Origin of the sequence: Stappia sp. P2PMeth1 (genome assembly GCF_900185735.1) — a bacterium.
Taxonomy (GTDB): Bacteria; Pseudomonadota; Alphaproteobacteria; order Rhizobiales; family Stappiaceae; genus Stappia.
The window spans coordinates 114143-131970 of record NZ_FYAW01000010.1; the positions used below are offsets into that span (position 1 = coordinate 114143).

Sequence of the window (17828 nt, forward strand, 5' to 3'; positions counted from 1 at the left end):
TTACAATGAAAAATATCGAGAAATTCAGTGATACTGAATTTATCCGACCTGCCCGCGGTGGCGCAGATAGTGATCGGCGATGACGCAGGCCAGCATCGCCTCGCCCACCGGCACGGCGCGGATGCCGACGCAGGGGTCATGCCGCCCCTTGGTCCGCACATCCACTTCCTCGCCCGACCGGGTCACCGAACGGCGCGGGGTCAGGATCGACGAGGTCGGCTTGACGGCAAAGCGCGCGACGACCGGCTCGCCGGAGGAAATGCCGCCGAGAATGCCGCCGGCATGGTTGGTGAGGAACACCGGGCGCCCATCGGCGCCGATCCGCATTTCGTCGGCGTTTTCCTCGCCGGTCAGGGAAGCCGCTTCGAAGCCATTGCCGATCTCCACACCCTTGACCGCGTTGATCGACATCAGGGCGGCGGCGATCTCCTGATCGAGCTTGCCGTAGAGCGGTGCGCCGAGACCTGCCGGCACGCCCTCGGCCACCACCTCGACCACGGCGCCGACGGAAGAGCCGTCCTTGCGGATCTGGTCGAGATAGTCCGACCAGCGCGCGGCCGTCGTCGCATCGGGACAGAAGAACGGATTGTTGCCGATCTCGTCCCAGTTCCAGCGGCTGCGGTCGACCTTGTGCGGCCCGACCTGCACCAGTGCGCCGCGCACCACGAGCCCCGGCACCACCTTGCGGGCGATGGCGCCGGCGGCAACGCGCGCCGCCGTCTCACGCGCGGATGAGCGCCCGCCGCCGCGATAGTCCCGGATGCCGTATTTGGCGTCATAGGTGAAATCGGCATGGCCGGGGCGGTAGCTCTCACGGATCTCGGAATAGTCTTTCGAGCGCTGGTCGGTGTTCTCGATCATCAGCGAGATCGGCGTCCCGGTGGTGCGCTGAACGCCGTGGTCGTCGCTCATCACGCCGGAAAGGATGCGGACCGCGTCCGCCTCGCGCCGCTGGGTCGTGTATTTCGACTGGCCGGGCTTGCGCTTGTCGAGAAAGGTCTGGATCTCGGCTTCGGTCAGTTCGATGCGCGGCGGACAGCCGTCGACGACGCAGCCAAGCGCCGGGCCATGGCTCTCGCCCCAGGTGGTGACACGGAAAAGATGGCCGAAGGTATTGTGCGACATCTGGGGATCCGGAACATGACCGACAAACGGACTGGCACAGGTCTTCTAAAGCGCCCGGCCGCGCAGGGAAACCGCAAAAGCGACAAGGGGCTTTCAGGCGGCAGCGCCGGAGGCTTGCTCTGCCAGCCGCTGCTTGAAATCCTGCGCGGCGCGCGCATAGCCGCCATCGGCTCCATCGATGAAATGGATATGGCGGTTTTCCTCAAGGCTGAAGACAAGGCAGGTCATCAGCGCCTCGTCCGAGAGATGCAGGCCGTAGACCAGGTGTCCCGCCGCCTCTCCCTTTTCCAGATAGGCGGTGAGAGCCTCCAGTTCGCGCCCGTCGAGGTCGAGCACGAGGCGCAGCATGTCGTCGAACTTGCGAAAGTCGGTGTTGAGCGCGAGCTGATGCAGATAGTGCTCCGGTTCGAACGGGCCGATGCGGCGGCCAGTGGCAACGCTGACGACGACGGCGACGCATGCAGCCATCCCGGCAAGGTAGGTGCGCCACCGGCTGCGGCGCCAGCCAACCATCCGCGCCTCGATCTTCAGCCCCGCAGGGGGAAAACGGAACTTCAGCGAACTTCGGCGCACCGGAGCGCTCGCGGGGTCTGCTCCCGTCAGATCGATGCCGAGCATGCCGCGAAGGTCGTCGAGAATCCCGCTCAACTCCTCCATGCGGCCGCTGGCGGGCCGCAGGAGCAGCGTCGCGATCCTGCCACGGCGCGCCGGCAGCGGCTCCCAGCGACAGGACAGGCCGTCGAGCGGCGCGGGCTCCACGACATCCGGCTCGACGAGCCGGTAGGGGGCGACGCGCGCCTCGTCCTTGAGAATCGTCTCCGCAAGCTCGATGCCGCCGCCCGAGAACATGGCCAGGTTGTTGCCCCGGCTGAGTTCGAACTTCGCGACCCGCAGATCGGCCCCCTCAGCCCGCAACGCGGCAACCGGAATGGCCGCGACCCGCAGATCGAGGCTGGCCGTCTCCCGCGCCATCGCGCGAACAGAGACGAGCGCACGACCGGCCTCCTCGGCAAGCGCCGGAGGCACCGCCACCAGCGCGCCGTCACCGCCGAACACGAACGGAAGCTCGATGCGCCCCGCCACGTTCAACACTGCAGAAACGACTGCCGCCGCAACCATATTGACATGTTTGTAGCGCCCGGCGGCGATGGCATCGCGCGAGCGGACGATGTCCGAGGCCAGAAGGATCCAGTCATCGGGAAGCGGCTCGAAGGCGGCCGCATCGCTCACTTTCGCGAACTCGCTGAACACCGGTAAGGCTTGGTAGAAGTGTCCGGTTCCCTCGGTCATATCGCTCACGACACCATCCTTCCGCCTCACGCGGCAGTGTCCGCCACCGCTGCACCGCAGGCAAGGCATTCCGCCCTGCCAGTTGCCGATATCAGGAGCGGATCGAATCTCTTCAAGAACGGATATGGGCGCCGTCAGGCCTCCAGCAGACGCTTCCGCAAAGCGTGCAGACGCCGGGAGAGATCCCTCACCTCCTCCGGGTCGAGTCCGACGGCGGCCGCGATGCAGTCGGGCACCGCGCGCGCCGCCTGCTCGAGATCGCGCCCTTTGGGCGTCAGATGAACCCGCACGACCCGCTCGTCCTCGGCGTCCCGCGTGCGCCGGATCAGCCCGAGGCTTTCAAGCCGCTTGAGCAGCGGCGTCAGCGTGTTGGACTCCAGATCCATGTGCCGGCCGATATCCTTCACCATGCGGTTGTCCGCCTGCCACAGCAGCAGCATCACCAGATATTGCGGATAGGTCAGGCCGATATCGGCCAGCGCCTGGCGGTAGAGATGGTTGAAGGCGTGGGATGCCGCGTAGACGGAAAAGCACAGAAGCTCTTGCGGCAGACCGCGGGTCGCCCCGTCATCGTCAAGCATGTTGGGGTCAAGCATGTTGGGGTCGGGCGTATCGGGCACCATGTCGGATCTCCTATGAGCCGGATATAGATCGCGCGCGATCTTTTATCAAGCCCTGTTCCCGGCCATGCAAAGCCGCCGCGGCCGACGCCCTTCGCCGGCTGGCGACCCGGTCGATGCGGCGACCGGCGCCATCGAAACGCCATGCTTGACTGGCAGACTGAAAGACGTGTGGACATTGCGTCCGGGCAGGAGGCGTAGCCGCCGATCACATCGGCGAAGCAGTCACAACTGGCACCCCGCTTCAAAGCGCCGATGAACCGGCGACGTCCATTCGCGCTTCTGCCGATCCCCACTTGACGCCAGAGCCGAGGTTTTGTTCGATCCCGCCCCGGACCATAAGGGCGGGTCCACGGAGAACACGATGAAACGCATGCTGCAGATGATCCTTGCCGCCGTCATGCTGACGCTTGCCGGAACGGCCGCGTCCCTGGCCGGCGAAGTCGAGGCGACCATTGTCGAGATTCGTCCCGACGCATCCGTGCTGGTGCTGTCGGACGGCCAGACCTATGCCATCCCGGTCGACTTCTTCGTCGACGACCTGAAGACCGGCATGCGGGTGCTGGTGTTCTACGACGAGACGACCAGCAACCGCATGCTGACCGACGTCCAGATCCTCGACTGACCGCCTCCGGCGGTCAGACCCACTCTATCTCCCCGTCCTTCCAGACGAGAAACCGATCCTGCGGGATGTCGAGCGTCGGGATCTCCTGAGGCGGCATCGGCAGCAGGCGGCCTTGCAGCACGCGCATCACTCCGCCGTGGGAGACCACCACGGCGGGGTGCGTGATCGTGGCGAGCCAGGCGTCGATCCGGCTCGACAGCATCCGGTAGCTTTCGCCCTCCGGCGGCACGAACCCCCACTTGTCGGCCTTTCTGGCCGCGGCCTGTTCCGGGGAGCGCGCGGCGATCTCGGGAATTGTATAGCCTTCCCAGGCGCCGAAGGTGATCTCCCGCAGCCGTTCATCGCGCTGGTAGAGATCCGTCGGCAGGCCGAGTTCGCCAAAGATCAGGTCCATGGTTTCGACCGCCCGCGACAGGGGCGAGACGAAATAGGACAGGTCCTGCAGCGGGATGTCCTGTTCCTTCAGGTAGTCCCGCAGGGCGGCGCCATTGCGCCTGGCCTGGTCGCGTCCCGTGTCGTTGAGCGGGATGTCGCGCTGCCCCTGCATCCGGCCTTCGGCATTCCAGTCCGTCTGCCCGTGGCGGATGAAGATCATGAAGGGGGGAGCGAAGCGGGCCGCACCCGCCCCGGAATTGTTCCCGGACTTGTTCATTGCACCTCCGAAGACGCGCCATCGCGGCCGACGCTCACCCGCCCTTGCGGACAGGGGGACCGCTGTTCGGCGCTCTTGCCATTTCGGGAAAGGTCAGTCCTTGACCACCGAGATGTCGGGAGCATCGACTGCCTTCATGCCGACAATGTGGTAGCCGCAATCGACGTGCTGGATTTCGCCGGTGACACCGCGCCCAAGGTCCGACAGCAGGAACAGGGCGGCATCGCCCACCTCCTCGATCGTGACCGTGCGGCGCAGCGGGGCGTTGTACTCGTTCCACTTGAGGATGTAGCGGAAGTCGCCGATGCCCGAGGCGGCGAGCGTCTTGATCGGGCCGGCCGAGATCGCGTTGACGCGGATCGCGCCCTTGCCGAGGTCCGCCGCGAGATAACGCACGCTCGCCTCGAGCGCCGCCTTGGCAACGCCCATGACGTTGTAATGCGGCATGACCTTCTCGGCGCCGTAATAGGTGAGCGTCAGCATCGAGCCGCCGTCGGTCATCAGTTTCTCGGCGCGCTGCGCGACGGACGTGAAGGAGTAGCAGGAGATCTGCATCGTGTTGCGGAAGTTCTCCGCCGAAGTATCGACATAGCGACCGGTCAGTTCGTCCTTGTCGGAGAAGGCGACCGCGTGCACGAGAAAGTCGATCTTTCCCCACATCTCTTCGAGGCGGGCGAAGACGGCATCGATGGTGGTCTCGTCCAGCACATCGCAATGACCGACCACCTGTGCGCCCAGTTCGGCGGCCAGCGGCTCCACCCGCTTGCGCAGCGCATCGCCCTGATAGGTCAACGCGATCTCCGCGCCGGCATCGGCGAGCGCCTTGGCGATCCCCCAAGCGATGGACCGATTGTTCGCGACACCCATAATAAGGCCGCGCTTCCCAGCCATCAGTCCCTGCGTCATCGCCATGCTCAAGTCTCCAGCAAGTCCATACACGCGGCGTTCGCCATACGGGCCGAACGCCAACCGCCCCGCACCGCAACCGGCAGTCCGGGACGGTTCCTATGGCACAGCCCCCCCACCGCTTCAAGCCATCGCCAGCCGCCTGTCCCACATCGACTGCTTCGCAAAATGTGATATGCGTGACCCTCCACGCTCCCTGTCCTCGTTTTCCAGATCCCGGTCCAGCCATGTCCGACGCCAGCCTCCTCGCCCCGCTCATCGACATTGTCGGGCCGCGCAACGCCCTGACCGACCCTGCCGATACAGCCCCCTATCTGCGGGAATGGCGCGATCTCTATCAGGGGCGCACACCGGTCGTGCTGCGGCCGGGCTCGCGCGAGGAAGTGTCGGCGATCCTTGCCCATGCCGACAGGACAGGCCTGAAGATCGTGCCGCAGGGCGGCAATACCGGGCTCGTCGGCGGGCAAATTCCCGATGATTCCGCTACGGAAATCGTGCTCAGCCTCGGCCGGCTGAACCGCATCCGCGATGTCGATGCGCAGGGCTATACGATGACCGTGGAGGCCGGGTGCACGCTGCAGGCGATCCATGACGCAGCCGGAGAGGTCGACCGCCTGTTCCCGCTGACGCTCGGCTCGCAAGGCTCCTGCCAGATCGGCGGCAACATCGCGACGAATGCCGGCGGCACCGCGGTCCTTGCCTATGGCAACACCCGCGACCTCGTTCTCGGACTGGAGGTCGTGCTCGCCGACGGCCGTGTCGTCGACGGGCTCCGGGGCCTGCGCAAGGACAATACCGGTTACGATCTGAAACAATTATTTATCGGCTCGGAAGGCACGCTCGGCATCCTCACGGCGGCGGTCCTGAAGCTCTATCCGCGCCCGCGCGCGCAGGATGTCGCCTTCGTCGGACTGGCCTCGCCGCAGGACGCGCTGGAGCTGTTCACCCGCGCCAGGGCCCGCGCCGGTGCCATGCTGACCGGGTTCGAACTGATGCCGCGCGTCGGGCTGGAGTTTTCCGTCCGCCACCTTGCCGGTGCGCGCGACCCGCTGCAGGCCCCCTCGCCTTGGTACGTGCTGATGGAGCTTTCCTCCGGCACGGACGGCGAGGAAGGCGAAAACCCGACCCGCATCCTGATGGAGACCATTCTCGGCGAGGCTTATGAGGCCGGACTGGTCGAAGATGCCGCCCTTGCCGAATCGGTCGCCCAAGCCTCCGCCTTCTGGCATTTGCGGCACGGCATGTCGGAGGTGCAGCGCGAGGAAGGCGGCTCGATCAAGCACGACGTCTCCGTCCCCGTCGCCAGCGTTCCGGCCTTTCTCGACGAGGCGATCGCCGCTGTCGAGGCCATGGTGCCCGGCTGCCGGCCGGTGCCGTTCGGCCACATGGGCGATGGCAACATCCACTTCAACGTCAGCCAGCCGGTCGGCGCCGACAAGGCCGCCTATCTGGCGCGCTGGGACGAGATGAACGACCTCGTCCACGGCATCGTCCTGAAATATGGCGGATCGATCTCGGCCGAACACGGGATCGGTCGGCTGAAGCGGGACCTGCTCGCGCAGGTCAAGTCCCCGGTCGAGCTGGAGCTGATGCGCCGGATCAAGGCGGCCTTCGATCCCAACAACACGCTCAACCCTGGGCGTATTCTCTGACCGTCAGAACAGGTCGAGCTGGCCGGCCGCGGGTCCGGCCGGCTGCTCCTTCGCCGTCTTTCCGACCGATGCCTCGCGCGACGACGGCGCCGGTCCGCCTGGCGTCTTCTCAAGGGTGATCGGCGCGGTCAGGGCCTCGTCGTCATCGCGAGCCGAATTGACCCTCCGCGACACCGGAACGGCCTCGAAGAAATCGTCCGGCGCCGGTTTGAGCAAGGCGACCGCCTCCTTGACCGGCGTGCCGCCGACATCGAGCCAGGCGTCGAAGTCCGGTCGCGCGATCACGGCCGGCATCCGGTGATGGATCGGCGCCAGCGCGCCGTTCGCCGGAACGGTCAGCAGGGCCCCCGTCTCGATCTCGCCGCCATCCGGATCGCACCACTCTTCCCAAAGACCGGCCAGGGCGACGAGGCCTCCCTGACGGGGCCGTATGTACCAGGGTTGCTTGGAGCCATCCTCGGCAAGGTGCCATTCGTAATAGCCGCTGGCCGGCACGAGGCAGCGGCGATGGCGAATGGCCGCGCGGAACGAAGGCTTGTCCGCAACCGTCTCCGCCCTTGCATTGACGAGCAGCGAGAAGGTCGAGGGATCCTTCACCCATCCCGGCACCAGCCCCCAGCGCACCAGGGCAAAGCGTCTCGCCCCATGGGCCTGGCGGATGGTCGCGATGGGTTGGGTCGGCGTGATGTTGAAGCGCGGGGGCATGCCCTCCGCACCCGGCGCGGCGCCGAGATAGTCGAAGACGCTGCGCAACTCCTCCGAAGAGGCCTTGAGGGCAAAACGGCCGCACATGAGATCCCGATCCTGTTGCCGGTCGCCGCCGGACCATCGTTTCAAGTTGCCAGTTATCGTATTCGCGCAATTAGGCAAATCGAAACCCCATGCAGTTAAAACTGCCGAGATGAGATCGTCAAAGGACGTCAAATGAGCCTCGCGGAACCGACATTGGGAGAAGGGCACCTATCGGCTGAGCGGCTCCTTGCGGCGAACATCAATCCGCGCACGGGGCTGGCCACCGACTACCTCAATCATTTCAACGAGGTGGTGATGCTGCTCGAGATGCTCCCGGATATGCCGGAATGCGCCGAGGACGTTCTTGACTGGCAGCCGCTCAGCTATGAGCAGCATTTCGAGGCCTCGAACTTCGCCGAGAAGCATCTGGCGATCGAGGCGTTCCAGGCGGCCCCTTCCACCGTGCGCAAGGCCCTGAAGGACGTTGTCGCGACCCTGGACACCGCCGTGTGCGAGAAGCAGGGCCGTTTGCGCGAAACCGACGATATCATGGCGGTGGCGCCGGCCGTCGCCCTGCAGACCGTTGAAGAGATCAAGCCGCTGATCGCCACCGCAAGCGCGATCATTCACGGCCATCTCGATGCGTCCGATGTTTCCGAGACGGACTCGCAAGCCTCGATCGACGCCCTGTTCGCTTGAGAGCCATGGGCGGTGCGAATCACCCACGGCTCGGGGTCAGCATTCTCCTGCAACAGCGGGACGAGGTGCTGCTGATCAAGCGTGGCAAGCCCCCCTTTGCCGGCCACTGGAGCCTGCCGGGCGGGACGGTCGAGTTCGGAGAGCGGCTGCGCGAGGCGGCGGCGCGCGAACTCTTCGAAGAGACCGGACTGTCGGCGCAACTGGAGCCGGTACCGGTCGAGATCGTCGAACTGGTGCCCGACACCGCCACCGGGACACGCCATTTCGTCATCGCCGTCTTCCTCGCCCGCCAGCCGGAAGGCAGGCTGCGGCCCGGCGACGACGCCGCGGATGCCGCCTTTTTTCATGCCGACACCCTCGGCGGGCTCTCCATGACGCCAGGAACCGCAGCGCGGATCCTTCGCCTGATCGGCGGCCTGCGCCCCGAATGAGGCGCGCCGCCTCCCCTTGCGGAATGAACCGGGACAGCGCATCTTGCCGGCCATGACCCGCCGATCCCGTTCCGCTTCCGGCTCCAAGCGCCTGCGAGCACTCGCCCTGCCGCTGGCCGTCCTGCTCCTTGCCGGGCTGGGGCATCCTGCCCTCGCCCAGGTGCCTCCCCGCACCGACGACCCGCCCTACGAGGCCGATCTGATGCGGCTTTCGGAGATCCTTGGCGCCCTCCATTACCTTCGCCCGCTCTGCGGGTCCCCGGACGGCAGCGTCTGGCGCGACCAGATGGAGGCGCTGCTGGAGGCGGAAGTGCAGGATGACGAGCGCAGGCGGCGCTTCATCGAGCGCTTCAACCAGGGTTATCGCGGCTTTTCCTCGGTCTATCTCAAGTGCACGCCAGCGGCCGAAGCCGCACTTGCGCGGTATATCGAGGAGGGCAGCGCCCTGACCCGCAATGTCACCACCCGCTACAACCGCTGAATTGCTAAACCGGCGTTAACCATATTCCGCGGATTTTAACGAATGAGTTAAGCTTTTCTTTACGGTCCCGCCGCGACTCACGCAAAGTGAGCGCATCAAAATGCCACGCCTTTTCCGGGGCGGAGGCCAGCAGGCGGGCCGAGATGCGCGACACCGACAACACCGACGCCGAGTTCGACGAGGCGACAGCCACCGACCAGGACATCCGGCGGATGGCGCTCGGCTATATCGACCATGCCTTCGCCGAGGCCGTGGCCGACGGTCTCGATTCGGCCGCGGTCGCGCATGCCGCCTTGTTTACAGCCTTTGCCGACCTTGTCATGACCTTTGGCGAGGAAGCCGTCGCGCAACTGGCGGAAGGCCTGCCGGAGCGGGTCCGGCGCGGCGACTACACCCTGTTCAAGCCCATGCATTGATCCGCCGCGCCTTTCGCGCGGCGCTTGTCGAGACGTCAGGGCAACCCACCTGACCGCCAAACCTTGGGCCCTGCTCCTACAGATACAGATGGGCGAAGATCGCGAGGCCGAACAGGCAGAGCGTGCCGCCCGCCACACGGTTGATCCACAGCAGCCAGGTATCGTTCATCCGCTCGCGAAGATAGGACACGAGCGAGGCAAGAACGATCCACCAGCCCAGCGCCCCGGCCAGCACGCCGGCAACGAGAAACACCGCCCCCATATAGTTTCCCGGATCGGGCGCCCAATCGCCCAGGCTTCCGAAGATCGCCAGAAACCCCAGAACGACGCCGGGATTGGTGATGGTCATCACGAAGCCGCCGGCGAGCCCCGCCGTGAACCCCTTGGGCGCAGCGGCGCCGGCCTCGAAATGCGGTCTGGTCATCAGGACGCGAAGGCCGAACAGGATCACGATCAGACCGCCCACCGACTGGATGATCCAGCTCTGCTTCTCCACGAAATCGGACACGACGGTCACGCCAAACGCCGCAAAGGCCGCATAGAGCCCATCGGCCAGTACCGCCCCCAGGCCTGCGGACAGTCCGGGCAACAGGCCGGATCGGAAAGAGCGCTGGATGACAGCAATATTGACGGGACCGACCGGAGCACTGGTGACAATGCCGATGCCGAGGCCGATGATGAAGAAGAAGATTGGTTCCTGCAAAAGCTACCGACCCTTTGCCCGCGGATGTGACCGCAGCTTGCCCTGTCGACAATCCCTATCCAAGGGCGCTGGCAAGCTCAACAGTCCGATAGAGACATTCGTGGATAGCCGCTTCGGGCGGCCGCCCATCCCTCGAAGGGCGTGGCAAACCACATACCTTGCCAAGGCGCGATTCCACCGCCAGATCACTTGGTATAGGGTCGAGTTCCACGACCTCCCCCAACGACAGGAAGGATCGACATGCACCCTGTTCCCCCGCTCGCTGCCCTCCTGCTCGCCGTCGCTTTCGGCGGCCCGGCGGTCGCGGAGGCCGCAACCGTGAAGACGGAACGGATCCAGGTGGCGCCGAGCGAGGACCCCGCAGACGGGACGCGGATCCCGTCCGACGCGCTGGAGACGCCGGCAGCGCCCCCCGAACCCGCCACCGACGCGTCCGGCGCGCCGGGCGTGCAGCCCGAGGCCCTGCCCGAGGTGCTCTACGGCGAGGCGGACCTGCCCAAGCCCGTCGCCCGCACCCGGTCCCAGTTGCTGGAAGCCGCCTATGCGGGCGACCTCGAGCGCCTGCGCATGGTGCTGGAGGCCAACGAGATGATGCCGACGCTGACCTTCGGCGAGATGGACGACCCGATCGAGTTTCTCAAGGCCAGTTCCGGCGACGGCGAAGGCCTGGAGGTGATGGCGATCCTCACCGAGATCCTTGAGGCCGGCTATGTCCATGTCGACAAGGGCACGGCACAGGAAATGTATGTCTGGCCGTATTTCTCGCGCATCCCGCTGGCCCGGCTGACCCGGGAGCAGAAGGTCGAGATGTACCGGGTGGTCACGTCCGGGGATCTCGCCGACATGGAAGCCATGGGAGCCTGGACTTTCTATCGGGTCGGCATCGGCCCGGACGGCACCTTGCATTATTTCGTCGCCGGCGACTGAGCGAGCGGCGGGCCGCAAGCAAGCGCCGCCCCGCATCGGTCCTGTCGCACCCGCCCGACAGCCAAGCGCCTATTGCCGCGTCATCACGACGAAATCGGTGCCAAGGCCCGAATGCAGGTTGAACGGCCGGTCGGTCACCATCAGCGACGAGCCGAGCGCCAGGTTCTCCTCGACGAAGGCGCGTGCCTCGTCGGCCCACTCGATCCGGTCGAGAATGGCGTTGGGTGAACGGCTGCCCGTTTCCTCCGCCGCAACGGTCATCCAGCGCGGCGCGGCGCCCGGTTCGACGTCGGCGATGGCCGTGAAGAGATGGGTGCCCAGCGGCTGATCCGCGTCCTTCAGCACCACGTTGCCGGAGTAAACCTCCTTGAAGTTGCGCCGCACATAAAGGCGACCGGTGGCAGGCCCCACCTCCCCGGCTTCGGCATAGAGGGCGCGCAGCACCAGGTCGGTCGGATTGCCGGTGATCGGCAGTTCTGCCCCCTCCTGGAACAGCCGGATGGCGGCACGGGTCTTTTGTCCCAGCACCCCGTCCACCGGTCCGGGACCATAGCCGAGACGGTCGAGCACGCGCTGCATGTCGCGGATGCGCTCCTGGGGCGATGCCGGCGTCACCAGGATGCGCAGCGGCTCGGTGGGAAGCTTCAGCCCGACATCGGCGGCACCGACGGACCCGACCGTCGCCGCATCGCCGTCCGTAACGGCGCCGGGCAGGCCGGGGCGCAGTTTCACGTCAAGGCTCGCGACCGCCATCGCCGGCAGGCGGAAGGCGGGCAAGGCCGAATGGCTGACCGCGCGCGGCTCGGCGCGTTTGCGGGTGACGATCACATGGGCACCGCGATCCGTCATCGAGAAAAGCTGCTGCGCGAAGCCGCGCGGCATCCGGATGCAGCCGTGCGAGGCCGGATAGTTCGGCACCACACCCTCATGCAGGGCAATGCCGGACCAGGTCAGGCGCTGCATGAAGGGCATCGGCGCGTTGTTGTAGAGATTGGAAAAATGCCGCCGGCGCTTTTCCAGGATGCTGAAAACCCCCGTCGGCGTGCCGTGCCCGCTCTTGCCGGACGAAATGCGGCTCGTCTCGACCAGGGTCGTCCCGCGATAGACCTCGAGCATCTGGTCGTCCAGTGACACGAGGATCTGCAAGGGCATGTCCGTGGCGGGCTCGGCATCCGTGCCGGCCGCCGCGCCGGCACCCGCGACTACGGTCATCGGCGCGGGATCGCGGGCGACCGCCGGGCCGCCGGAAATGGCCAAGGCTCCAGAGGCGGTCAGCATGGCGGCAAGGGCCAGCGGAAAGCGGCTCGCCACCGGGGACGTCTTGCGTGCGTTCTCGATCATTCGCCCAACCTTCAAAGTCTCGCGGATGCGACTTGGTCCGAAACCTAGCCGAAAGCCGTAAATCCCTCGTTATTTCCAGCAGATCCTTCGCATTCGGGGCCTCAACTTACCGTGATTGCCGTCACAGGCCTGCGTTTCCCGGCGCCGGGACCGATTCGCGACTGTCCACATGAAAGCGCCCATCAACACAAAAATAACCTTGCGCAGACCGGACAGTTCCTGATTGCGACTCAGGTCGCGATTCGGAATCGTTTAACCAAGACGGCCCCTCCGGCCGGGAAGCCCAGACGACAAGACAAATGATCGCGCCGCCCAAGTCGGGGCCGGCAAAGGAGATTGCCGTGTTCAAGTGCCAGAACAGCCAGAACCGCGCCAGCACCCCGCTCTTCACGGATATCAACGACATCCGCATGTCCGATTGCCCCGTCGAGGTCGACGCCCTGCCGGCGGTGAACAGGCTGCTGCATCATCATCCCTGCTTCCGCAACATGAGCGAGACCTTCGAGGCCGGGCTTTTCGACATTTTCGAGATGAATTTCGTGGAGTGCAATCCGGTCCAGGAGCGGGCCTTGCGCGAATTGGTGCATCTGCTGTCGCGGCGCATCCTCGACATCTTCGAGGCCTCGCTCCTGATGAAGCAGCTCGCGCTGGAGGACGGCACGGCGGTGCTGGCGAGCGGCCAGATCTCCGCCTTCATCGAGACCGCCCGCGAGGAGGCGCAAATCCAGTGCCTCGACATCAACGAGTTGCGGCCGGCCTCCGAGGACCTCGCCTATGCGGCGGTGCTCAGGACGATCTTCGAGGAACTGCGCGCCTATCTCGGCTTGCCGACGCTCGATCTCGAATTCCTCATCACCGACATCAAGACCTGCATGGATCTGGTGATCCAGCGGCATGTGTGGCGGCGCATCCGCATCGAGACGGAAACTCATCGCCGGGTCGGCGAGCAGATCGAATCGCTGATGGCGCTCGCCAGCGACGCGGGACACACCCGAATCCCCCGGCTCTTCACCATTCGCCCGATCCCGGCAAGCGCCCGCATCGCATCGATCACGGCGGTCTTCGGCAGCGGTCGCGGCTCCCTGCCCAGCCCGGCCTAAGCCCGTCCCCTCGCCCGTCCTGAACGCCGCGTTCAGCCGCGCGGCAAGGCTTCGTGAAACAGCACCGGCTCGCCGGTCGAGGGCGCGGCGAGGTCCCCCTGCCACATGGCAAGGCGGCCCCGCACCATCGTACCGACCGGCCAGCCCTGAACGGACGTGCCGTCATAGGGCGTCCAGCCGCATTTCGAGGCGATCCAGCCGTTGGTGATCGTCTCGCGGCGCTTCATGTCGACGATGGTAAAGTCGGCGTCATAGCCGAGCGCGATCCGCCCCTTGCGGGCGATGCCGAAGAGCCGCTGCGGCCCGGCCGAGGTCATGTCGACGAATCGGGCAAGGCTGAGCCGGCCGGCATTCACATGGTCGAGCATGATCGGCACCAGGGTCTGCACGCCGGTCATGCCGGAGGGCGAGGCCGGATAGTCCTTCCGCTTTTCCTCCAGAAGATGCGGCGCGTGGTCGGAGCCGAAAATATCCAGCAGCCCCTGCTCCAGGCCCCACCAGAGCCGGTCGCGATGGCGCTGTGCCCGCACCGGCGGGTTCATCTGCGCCAGCGTGCCGATCCGGTCATAGGCTTCGTCGGTCAGCGTCAGGTGGTGCGGCGTCACCTCGATGGAGGCGACATCCTTGTGCGGTATGAGGAAATCCACCTCCTCCGCGGTCGACAGATGCAGGATGTGGATGCGCGCTCCGACGGAGCGGGCGATGCCGACCAGCCGCTGCGTGCAGGTCAGCGCGGCGATCTCGTCGCGCCAGACCGGGTGCGAGCGGGGATCGCCCGGCCGGCGTTCGCCGGCGCGCTCGCGCAGGCGGAACTCATCCTCGCTGTGAAAGGCCGCACGCCGCCGCGTCTTCGACAGGATGCGGGCAACGCCCTCATCGTCCTCCACCAGCAGATCGCCGGTCGAGGATCCCATGAACACCTTGATGCCGGCGGCTCCCGGCAACCGCTCCAACTCGGGCAGGTCGTCGACATTGTCGCGCGTGCCGCCCACCCAGAAGGCGAAATCGCAATGCATGCGGTGCCGGCCGCGGGACAGCTTGTCTTCCAGCGTCGCGGCGCTGGTCGTCAGCGGATTGGTGTTGGGCATCTCGAACACGGCGGTGACGCCGCCCATCACCGCGGCGCGCGAGCCGGATTCAAGGTCTTCCTTGTGCTCCAGTCCGGGCTCGCGGAAATGCACCTGCGTGTCGATCACCCCGGGAAGAACATGCAGGCCCCGGCAATCGACCACTTCGCCGGCCGAGGTTTCGGCAAAGCTGCCGATCCCGGCGATCCGGCCGGCGGAGACGGCGATATCCCGTTCGATCGCACCGTCCTGATTGACGACGGTGCCTCCCTTCAGGACGAGATCGAACGTAGGGGACATGCGGCGCTCCTTGCTGCCTGGACCTGATCGATTGCATGAACGGCGAGCCGCTCAGGCCCCAGTTCATACAGGAGATCCGGCTCGACCGCACGCCAGCGTGCGCAACGTCCTTCCAGCGGCTCGGAGGCAAAGGCCCGCCCGCCGTGGTCGAGGCAGTCGGAGAGATAGAGCGTCGGCGCCTGGCCGTCGTCGGCGAAACGGAAGGCGAAGATCCGCGCGCCATCGCTGAAGGCGCAGGTGAGGCGGATCGGCTGGCCGGCCGTCCCGCGCCGCCCGGCGATCGCCATGAGCTGTGCCAGCGTCGTGCGAAGCGCGGTCGGCGCATCCTCGTCGAGACCGTTGGACAGCATCATCAGGAAGAACAGCTCCGAATCGGTCGTGCCCCGGCGCAAAGCGTAGTAGTCGTCGGCGATCACCGCCTCCATGTCGCGCCGCAGATGGCCGAAATTGCCGATGCCGCCATTGTGCATGAAGGCCCAGCGCCCATGGGTGAAGGGATGGCAGTTCTCGCGGGAGGACGCGCCGGTCGTCGCCGCCCGCACATGCGCCAGGAAGAGGCCGGAGCGCACCAGCCGGCAGATGCTCGGCAGATTGGTGTCGGCCCAGGCCGGCAGCACGTCCTTGAACAGGCCGGGTTCGGGAAGGTGGCCGTACCAGGCGATGCCGAAACCGTCGCCATTGACGCGCAGCTTCGCCTCCTGGGCATCCTGGCTCTGCACCAGCAGCGAGTGGCGCGGACGGGCGATGATGTTTTCCAGCGGAATTTCGGCACCGATATAGGCAGCCAGGCGACACATGTCAGCAAACCCCAGAAACCGCCGGACATGCCGGCTACAGGCCAGAAAGTGGAGTACGAGTCCGGTGAGGATGGTAGTGTCAATGGGGTAACAAACCGTGTCGAATTTTCGGCATCCGGTCCCGCCCTCAGGCTTTTGTGCGAGTTTCCCACCGAGCGGCCATGCAGATCCGCCCTCCCCTTGTTGGCCGCGCCGTTCAGGCCTAAGTCGCCAGAAACGGATTGCGGTCGGCATGAGTCGGACTGCACCATCGGCCTTCACCGCGACGAGATCGAAGGAGCGGCCACGCGATGAGTGAAGACACTTGCAGGACGGATCCCGCCCCGGCCACCGGCCAGGGGGCAGAGACCGTCTTCGTTCCCCTTCCCGCACGCGCCGTGCTTCGCGTCGCGGGGGCGGACGCACACGGCTTCCTGCAGAACCTTTTGACCTGCGACATGGACGCCGTCGATGCGACCGGAGCCGGCTATGGCGCCCTGCTGACGCCGCAGGGCAAGATCCTGTTCGACTTCCTGGTGATGCCGGCCGATGGCGGCTATCTCCTCGACACCTGGCGAGAGACGGCAAACGAGCTGGCGCGCCGGCTCGGCTTCTACAAGCTGCGCTCGAAGGTGGACATCGCCGATGCCAGCGAGACGCTGACGGTCGCGGCGGCCTTCGGGCGCAAGCCGGAGGCGGAGAGCTGCCTCGTCGTCGCCGACCCCCGCCTTGCCGGGTTCGGCTGGCGCGTGATCGGCCCGCCCGTCATCGTCGGCGCCCTTGCCGGTGGCGAGACCGAGGCGAGCTACCACGCGCGCCGCGTTGCCTTCGGCCTGCCGGAAGCGCCGTTCGATTTCGCGCTCGGTGATGCCTTCCCGCATGACGCGGACATGGACGATCTCAACGGCGTCGCCTTCGACAAGGGCTGCTTCATCGGCCAGGAAGTGGTCAGCCGCATGCGCCATCGCGGCACGGCGCGGCGCCGCATCGTCCAGGTGACCGGCGCGCGCGACCTGCCCGCCACGGGAACGGAGATCCTCGCCGGCGACAAGCCGGCCGGAACGCTGGGGACCGTCGCCGGCAGCGCTGGCCTCGCGCTTGTCAGGCTCGACCGGATCGCCCAGGCCCGGGCTCGCGGCGAGCCGGTGACGGCGGGCGGCGTGCCGATGGAGCCGGCCTTGCCGGCGTTCGCCCGCTTCGCCTGGCCGGAGCCCTCCGCCAGCGCCGAGACAGCCGAATGACGGCGGGCGCCCCGATGATCCGACCGGCACGAAAGAAGCCGGAGCCCGCGCGGGCCTGGCAGCGCATGCTGTCCGGCCGGCGGCTGGACCTGCTCGACCCCTCGCCGCTCGATGTCGAGATCGAGGACATCGCTCACGGCCTTGCGCGCGTCGCGCGCTGGAACGGCCAGACGGTCGGCGACCACGCCTTCTCCGTCGCCGAGCATTCGTTGCTGGTGGAGCGGCTTGCGCTGCGGATCGAGCCCGGACTTTCGCCGGAAAGCCGCCTGACGATCCTGCTGCACGATGCCCCCGAATATGTCATCGGCGACATGATCTCGCCGTTCAAGGCGGTGATGGGCGGCAGCTACAAGGAGATCGAGGCGCGGCTGCAGGCCGCGATCCATCTGCGGTTCTCCCTGCCCGCGACGACGCCGGCGGTCCTGCGCAAGCTGACCAAGAAGGCCGACCACATCGCCGCCTATTTCGAGGCGGTGGAACTGGCCGGCTTCGACGACGAGGAGGCCGTCCGGCTGTTCGGCGCGCCGACGGGGTTTCCGACGCGCCGCGGCCAGCCGCCCCGTCTCGGCCTGCACGCCTTGCCGGCGGCGGAGGCACAAAGACTGTTCCTTGAACGATTTTCCGAGCTGGACCGACGCCGTTCCCCGTCCGGCCGGTGACAGGCCCCGCGTCACACCCTAAATAAATCGGAACCTGGAATATAGAACCTCACCGCCCCCCAGGGCGACGAGCCGCACCGCAAAC

Annotated in this window: 20 protein-coding genes; 10 read left to right on the forward strand and 10 right to left on the reverse strand. The window is 66.4% G+C overall.

Annotated elements, in window-relative coordinates; translation table 11 throughout:
* Nucleotides 1-39: 39 nt before the first annotated feature.
* From aroC to P2PM1_RS05720, 3 genes are all read right to left on the reverse strand, one after another.
* Entirely contained in the window at nt 40-1125 is a 1086-nt protein-coding gene (aroC, locus tag P2PM1_RS05710; RefSeq protein WP_186394951.1) for a chorismate synthase, read from the reverse strand.
* Nucleotides 1126-1218: 93 nt separating this feature from the next.
* Nucleotides 1219-2415: a DUF3095 family protein gene (locus tag P2PM1_RS05715; protein ID WP_186398488.1), complete on the reverse strand. Its 1197-nt coding sequence runs from the start codon at nt 2413-2415 to the stop codon at nt 1219-1221.
* Between the two features lie 134 nt (nt 2416-2549).
* Complete coding sequence (locus P2PM1_RS05720; RefSeq protein ID WP_186398460.1) at nt 2550-3038, reverse strand: MarR family winged helix-turn-helix transcriptional regulator; 489 nt, start codon at nt 3036-3038, stop codon at nt 2550-2552.
* Between the two features lie 361 nt (nt 3039-3399).
* Here P2PM1_RS05720 and P2PM1_RS05725 point away from each other — a divergent pair, with 361 nt between their 5' ends.
* Entirely contained in the window at nt 3400-3660 is a 261-nt protein-coding gene (locus tag P2PM1_RS05725; RefSeq protein WP_186398461.1) for a DUF1344 domain-containing protein, read from the forward strand.
* A gap of 13 nt (nt 3661-3673) precedes the next feature.
* On the opposite strand, the gene P2PM1_RS05730 is transcribed toward P2PM1_RS05725, so the two are convergent.
* On the reverse strand, nt 3674-4312 hold the full coding sequence (locus P2PM1_RS05730) for a histidine phosphatase family protein (RefSeq protein ID WP_186398462.1): 639 nt from the start codon (nt 4310-4312) through the stop codon (nt 3674-3676).
* A gap of 93 nt (nt 4313-4405) precedes the next feature.
* Nucleotides 4406-5224 (reverse strand): enoyl-ACP reductase FabI, encoded by an 819-nt coding sequence (fabI, locus tag P2PM1_RS05735; RefSeq protein WP_186386900.1) that lies wholly within the window; start codon nt 5222-5224, stop codon nt 4406-4408.
* A 221-nt stretch (nt 5225-5445) separates the two neighbouring features.
* Here fabI and P2PM1_RS05740 point away from each other — a divergent pair, with 221 nt between their 5' ends.
* Complete coding sequence (locus P2PM1_RS05740) at nt 5446-6870, forward strand: FAD-binding oxidoreductase (protein WP_186394955.1); 1425 nt, start codon at nt 5446-5448, stop codon at nt 6868-6870.
* 3 nt (nt 6871-6873) lie between these two features.
* Here P2PM1_RS05740 and P2PM1_RS05745 read toward each other — a convergent pair whose 3' ends face one another.
* Entirely contained in the window at nt 6874-7662 is a 789-nt protein-coding gene (locus P2PM1_RS05745) for an SOS response-associated peptidase (protein WP_186398463.1), read from the reverse strand.
* Between the two features lie 132 nt (nt 7663-7794).
* On the opposite strand from P2PM1_RS05745, the gene P2PM1_RS05750 reads away from it, so the two are divergent.
* The 4 genes from P2PM1_RS05750 to P2PM1_RS05765 all read left to right on the forward strand — a co-directional run bounded on the left by P2PM1_RS05750 (nt 7795) and on the right by P2PM1_RS05765 (nt 9629).
* Complete coding sequence (locus P2PM1_RS05750) at nt 7795-8301, forward strand: hypothetical protein (RefSeq protein ID WP_186386903.1); 507 nt, start codon at nt 7795-7797, stop codon at nt 8299-8301.
* Nucleotides 8302-8306: 5 nt separating this feature from the next.
* Nucleotides 8307-8732 carry an NUDIX hydrolase gene (locus P2PM1_RS05755; RefSeq protein ID WP_186394957.1) on the forward strand — a complete coding sequence of 142 codons (426 nt, stop codon included), beginning with the start codon at nt 8307-8309 and terminating at the stop codon, nt 8730-8732.
* Between the two features lie 52 nt (nt 8733-8784).
* Nucleotides 8785-9213 carry a TIGR02301 family protein gene (locus P2PM1_RS05760; protein ID WP_186394958.1) on the forward strand — a complete coding sequence of 143 codons (429 nt, stop codon included), beginning with the start codon at nt 8785-8787 and terminating at the stop codon, nt 9211-9213.
* 143 nt (nt 9214-9356) lie between these two features.
* Nucleotides 9357-9629: a hypothetical protein gene (locus tag P2PM1_RS05765; RefSeq protein WP_186386906.1), complete on the forward strand. Its 273-nt coding sequence runs from the start codon at nt 9357-9359 to the stop codon at nt 9627-9629.
* A 76-nt stretch (nt 9630-9705) separates the two neighbouring features.
* On the opposite strand, the gene P2PM1_RS05770 is transcribed toward P2PM1_RS05765, so the two are convergent.
* Nucleotides 9706-10332 (reverse strand): LysE family translocator, encoded by a 627-nt coding sequence (locus P2PM1_RS05770; protein ID WP_186386907.1) that lies wholly within the window; start codon nt 10330-10332, stop codon nt 9706-9708.
* A gap of 240 nt (nt 10333-10572) precedes the next feature.
* Between P2PM1_RS05770 and P2PM1_RS05775 the strand changes: the two genes are divergently transcribed.
* Entirely contained in the window at nt 10573-11259 is a 687-nt protein-coding gene (locus tag P2PM1_RS05775) for a hypothetical protein (protein ID WP_186398464.1), read from the forward strand.
* Between the two features lie 69 nt (nt 11260-11328).
* Here P2PM1_RS05775 and P2PM1_RS05780 read toward each other — a convergent pair whose 3' ends face one another.
* Nucleotides 11329-12600, reverse strand: a complete 1272-nt coding sequence (locus tag P2PM1_RS05780; protein ID WP_186398465.1) for a L,D-transpeptidase family protein — start codon at nt 12598-12600, stop codon at nt 11329-11331.
* 299 nt (nt 12601-12899) lie between these two features.
* Between P2PM1_RS05780 and P2PM1_RS05785 the strand changes: the two genes are divergently transcribed.
* Nucleotides 12900-13700, forward strand: coding sequence for a hypothetical protein (locus P2PM1_RS05785; RefSeq protein ID WP_186394961.1), 801 nt, complete (start codon nt 12900-12902; stop codon nt 13698-13700).
* A 32-nt stretch (nt 13701-13732) separates the two neighbouring features.
* On the opposite strand, the gene P2PM1_RS05790 is transcribed toward P2PM1_RS05785, so the two are convergent.
* Both P2PM1_RS05790 and P2PM1_RS05795 read right to left on the reverse strand, forming a co-directional pair.
* On the reverse strand, nt 13733-15067 hold the full coding sequence (locus P2PM1_RS05790; RefSeq protein ID WP_186398466.1) for a dihydroorotase: 1335 nt from the start codon (nt 15065-15067) through the stop codon (nt 13733-13735).
* Nucleotides 15040-15864 (reverse strand): class II glutamine amidotransferase, encoded by an 825-nt coding sequence (locus tag P2PM1_RS05795; RefSeq protein ID WP_186386912.1) that lies wholly within the window; start codon nt 15862-15864, stop codon nt 15040-15042. The genes P2PM1_RS05790 and P2PM1_RS05795 overlap by 28 nt, the downstream gene beginning before the upstream one ends.
* Nucleotides 15865-16154: 290 nt before the next feature.
* On the opposite strand from P2PM1_RS05795, the gene P2PM1_RS05800 reads away from it, so the two are divergent.
* Nucleotides 16155-17084 (forward strand): folate-binding protein YgfZ, encoded by a 930-nt coding sequence (locus P2PM1_RS05800; RefSeq protein WP_186398467.1) that lies wholly within the window; start codon nt 16155-16157, stop codon nt 17082-17084.
* Nucleotides 17081-17743 (forward strand): hydrolase, encoded by a 663-nt coding sequence (locus tag P2PM1_RS05805; RefSeq protein ID WP_371636425.1) that lies wholly within the window; start codon nt 17081-17083, stop codon nt 17741-17743. Before P2PM1_RS05800 ends, P2PM1_RS05805 begins: the two co-directional genes overlap by 4 nt.
* Nucleotides 17744-17828 lie beyond the last annotated feature (85 nt).

What these genes read in the sequence shown, in the direction of transcription:
- P2PM1_RS05745 (WP_186398463.1), bottom strand. Translation starts at nt 7,662, where the DNA reads ATGTGCGGCCGTTTTGCCCTCAAGGCCTCTTCGGAGGAGTTGCGCAGC.
- P2PM1_RS05800 (WP_186398467.1), top strand. Translation starts at nt 16,155, where the DNA reads ATGAGTGAAGACACTTGCAGGACGGATCCCGCCCCGGCCACCGGCCAG.
- P2PM1_RS05740 (WP_186394955.1), top strand. Translation starts at nt 5,446, where the DNA reads ATGTCCGACGCCAGCCTCCTCGCCCCGCTCATCGACATTGTCGGGCCG.
- P2PM1_RS05750 (WP_186386903.1), top strand. Translation starts at nt 7,795, where the DNA reads ATGAGCCTCGCGGAACCGACATTGGGAGAAGGGCACCTATCGGCTGAG.
- P2PM1_RS05780 (WP_186398465.1), bottom strand. Translation starts at nt 12,600, where the DNA reads ATGATCGAGAACGCACGCAAGACGTCCCCGGTGGCGAGCCGCTTTCCG.
- P2PM1_RS05785 (WP_186394961.1), top strand. Translation starts at nt 12,900, where the DNA reads ATGATCGCGCCGCCCAAGTCGGGGCCGGCAAAGGAGATTGCCGTGTTC.
- P2PM1_RS05760 (WP_186394958.1), top strand. Translation starts at nt 8,785, where the DNA reads ATGACCCGCCGATCCCGTTCCGCTTCCGGCTCCAAGCGCCTGCGAGCA.
- P2PM1_RS05795 (WP_186386912.1), bottom strand. Translation starts at nt 15,864, where the DNA reads ATGTGTCGCCTGGCTGCCTATATCGGTGCCGAAATTCCGCTGGAAAAC.
- P2PM1_RS05720 (WP_186398460.1), bottom strand. Translation starts at nt 3,038, where the DNA reads ATGGTGCCCGATACGCCCGACCCCAACATGCTTGACCCCAACATGCTT.
- aroC (WP_186394951.1), bottom strand. Translation starts at nt 1,125, where the DNA reads ATGTCGCACAATACCTTCGGCCATCTTTTCCGTGTCACCACCTGGGGC.
- P2PM1_RS05775 (WP_186398464.1), top strand. Translation starts at nt 10,573, where the DNA reads ATGCACCCTGTTCCCCCGCTCGCTGCCCTCCTGCTCGCCGTCGCTTTC.
- fabI (WP_186386900.1), bottom strand. Translation starts at nt 5,224, where the DNA reads ATGGCGATGACGCAGGGACTGATGGCTGGGAAGCGCGGCCTTATTATG.
- P2PM1_RS05715 (WP_186398488.1), bottom strand. Translation starts at nt 2,415, where the DNA reads ATGACCGAGGGAACCGGACACTTCTACCAAGCCTTACCGGTGTTCAGC.
- P2PM1_RS05730 (WP_186398462.1), bottom strand. Translation starts at nt 4,312, where the DNA reads ATGAACAAGTCCGGGAACAATTCCGGGGCGGGTGCGGCCCGCTTCGCT.
- P2PM1_RS05790 (WP_186398466.1), bottom strand. Translation starts at nt 15,067, where the DNA reads ATGTCCCCTACGTTCGATCTCGTCCTGAAGGGAGGCACCGTCGTCAAT.
- P2PM1_RS05725 (WP_186398461.1), top strand. Translation starts at nt 3,400, where the DNA reads ATGAAACGCATGCTGCAGATGATCCTTGCCGCCGTCATGCTGACGCTT.
- P2PM1_RS05755 (WP_186394957.1), top strand. Translation starts at nt 8,307, where the DNA reads ATGGGCGGTGCGAATCACCCACGGCTCGGGGTCAGCATTCTCCTGCAA.
- P2PM1_RS05805 (WP_371636425.1), top strand. Translation starts at nt 17,081, where the DNA reads ATGACGGCGGGCGCCCCGATGATCCGACCGGCACGAAAGAAGCCGGAG.
- P2PM1_RS05765 (WP_186386906.1), top strand. Translation starts at nt 9,357, where the DNA reads ATGCGCGACACCGACAACACCGACGCCGAGTTCGACGAGGCGACAGCC.